The 2810-nt window shown below is 66.0% G+C and carries 3 protein-coding genes; all 3 read left to right on the top strand.

Features of this window, described 5'->3' with window-relative positions:
* Window positions 1–200: helix-turn-helix domain-containing protein (locus AB7U92_RS25310; protein WP_428583339.1), on the top strand; the 200-nt coding region annotated here is incomplete at its 5' end.
* A 13-nt stretch (window positions 201–213) separates the two neighbouring features.
* Window positions 214–573, top strand: a complete 360-nt coding sequence (locus AB7U92_RS25305) for a hypothetical protein (protein ID WP_428583337.1) — start codon at window positions 214–216, stop codon at window positions 571–573.
* Window positions 563–2644 carry an AAA family ATPase gene (locus tag AB7U92_RS25300; RefSeq protein WP_428583335.1) on the top strand — a complete coding sequence of 694 codons (2082 nt, stop codon included), beginning with the start codon at window positions 563–565 and terminating at the stop codon, window positions 2642–2644. The genes AB7U92_RS25305 and AB7U92_RS25300 overlap by 11 nt, the downstream gene beginning before the upstream one ends.
* The last annotated feature ends 166 nt before the right edge of the window (window positions 2645–2810 follow it).

The following is a 2810-nucleotide window of genomic DNA, read 5'->3' as shown; positions in this document are numbered from 1 at the left end:
CGCTCGGCGACATCCTCACGCCGAAGCAGACCGCGGCACTGCTGAGCGTCCCAGAGGCAACGCTCTCGGTCTGGCGCAGTACGAACCGAGTAGTCCTGCCCTTCTTCAAGCTCGGTCATCACGTCCGGTATCGTCGGGCGGACCTTGAGCTATTCATCAGTCGGAACCTGCGCAACGCCGCCGGCAAGGTGGCGCGGTGATGGGGGCACTCGAATGAAGAAGGCCCCGACCAGCGACCAAGCAGACGGGGCCTCCGGCGAGCAACTGTCGTTCCTCGAGCCGCCGCCATTCTGCCCGACCTGGCCCAAGCGCAACAGCCTCGCCGACCGCGCACTGAAGCTGTTCCTCGACGGCAGGGTATTCGACCATCCCGACTTCCTGGCCGGCTGCGGCTCCTGGCGCCTGGCCGCCATCGTGTTCCAGCTTCGTGCGCTAGGCTGGCCCATCTCGACCATCGAGGTGCCGAGCCCTACCGAGGAGCATCCCGGTCGGACCATCGCGCTCTACAAGCTGCCTGCCAAGTTCGTGGCCGAGGCACTCGCGCTCATGGCGGGGGAAATGCATGCTCGCTGACCTCGAACGCGCCCGAGATGCGCTACATGCTTGCGACCCGGACTGCCCGCGTGACGAGTGGGTGAAGCTCGCGATGGCTGCCAAGGCCGCTGGCGTCGATGCCGAGACGTTCCACCAGTGGAGCGCGCAAGCGTCGAGCTACAACGAACGCGACGCGCGGTCAGTGTGGGACTCCATCAAGCGTGCGGAAGGTATTGGACCGGGAACGCTGTTCAAGACAGCCGTGCAGAACGGTTGGAGCCCGACGCGGCGTGGGCGGTCGGCACGGGCTCGCACCGAAAGACCCGCGACAAGGACGCCCGAACCGCCTGCACGCGCTCAGTCGAACCAAACCGCGGCCGACTTATGGGAACGCTGCAAGCCAGCGCCTGAGAGCCATCCCTACATCGCGACCAAGCGGGGCAACGCGGCTGGCTTGCGGGTGGTTCCTGCCTCTGACCCGTTGCGCATCGCAGGCGCCCCGATGGCCGGCGCCTTGGTTGTCCCGGTCCAGACCTTCGACGGCGCCCTGACCTCGCTGCAGTTCATCCAGCCGCCTGGGTCCGGGAAGAAGCTGAACCTCCCCGGCGCCAGCATGGCCGGCGTGTTCGTCGTCGGGGACCTTTCGACAGGTGCCACGGCTTACCTGTGCGAGGGCATCGGCCAGGCTTGGGCTTGCTGGAAGGCGACCGGCTCACCGTCCGTCGTGTGCTTCGGATGGGGCCGGGTCCGAGCGGTGGCGGCCGAAATGCGACAGCGCGACTCCTCGGCTCGCCTGGTAGTCGTGCCTGACGTTGGGAAGGAGCGCGATGCCGAGGCCATCGCCCGGGATGTCGGAGGTCGATTCGTGGCGATGCCCACGGGGTGGAAGGCGAACGACGACGTGAACGACTACGCGACGCGGGAAGGCTTCGACGCCCTGGAGGTGCTGCTAGATGGCGCCAAGGAGCCTGAAGCGGATGGCGTGGTCCTGCTCAGCGGTGCAGACCTCACCCCTCAGCCAGTCTCGTGGCTCTGGCGCGACTGGTTGGCCCTGGGGAAGCTGCACATCCTGGCCGGCGCACCCGGACAGGGAAAGACGACCCTTGCGCTCGCGATGGCCGCAACCGTCACCGTCGGCGGACTCTGGCCGGATGGCTCGCGCTGCGACCGTGGGAACGTCCTTGTCTGGTCCGGTGAGGATAACCCTGCCGACACCCTACTGCCTCGCCTCATCGCTGCCGGAGCGGACAAACGCCGCGTGCACTTCATCTCCGGCACTCGCACGAATGGCGAACTGCAGCCGTTCGACCCGGCGACTGACATGACCCAGCTTACGGCGCAAGCATCTCGCATTGGCGACGTGCGTCTCATCGTCGTGGACCCGGTGGTTTCAGCCGTCACGGGCGACAGCCACAAGAACACCGAGGTTAGACGCGCACTGCAGCCACTCGTGGACCTTGCGGCCTCCATCGGCGCAGCATTGGTCGGCATCTCGCACTTCAGCAAAGGCGGTCAAGGGCAGGACCCGGCATCTCGCGTGGTTGGCTCCGTAGCGTTCACCGCAGTGGCGCGAGTGGTGTTGGTTGCCGCCAAGGTGCATGGCGAGAACGGAGAGGACAGGCGCATTCTGGCCCGCGGCAAATCGAACATCGGCCCCGACGACGGCGGGTTCGAGTACTCCATCGCACAGGTCGAGACGCTGCCAGGCATTCAGGCTTCGCGCATCGAGTGGGGAGCCGCCGTGCAGGGCACTGCCCGCGAACTGCTGCGGGACCCTGAGGATGAGACCGAGGAGACAAACGCTCAGGATGCAGCGGCAGCCTTTCTGCGTGAGGTGCTGGGCGATGACTTGGTACCGGTGAAGACCGTCGAGGCCGAAGGCAAGGCCGCTGGCTTGGCATGGCGGACCATCCGCCGGGCTTCGGAATCGCTGAACGTTGTCAAGCGAAGGGGTGCGGAGAACCGGTGGTACTGGAGCATTCCCAAGTTGTCCAAACCCGGCAACTTGTCCAACTTGTCCAACGTTTCAGGCTTGGACAACTTGGACAACTTGACCCAGCCTTCGACGCCAGCCACCGCGACACAACACGTCGAGAGGGCGTCCCGATGAGCGCGATGAGTCGAAACAAGGGCAAGAGCGGCGAGCGCGAAGTCGCTGCGCTGGTGCGGCAACTGACCGGGTGGGACGTGCGGCGTCGCGTTCGTCAGCTCGATGGCGATTCGGACCTTGAGGGCGTTCCCGGTTGGGCTGTGGAGGTGAAGCGTCATGCTGCTGC

Source organism: Piscinibacter sp., assembly GCF_050175855.1.
Lineage (GTDB): Bacteria > Pseudomonadota > Gammaproteobacteria > Burkholderiales > Burkholderiaceae_C > Piscinibacter.
This window is presented reverse-complemented; position numbering and strand designations above follow the sequence as displayed.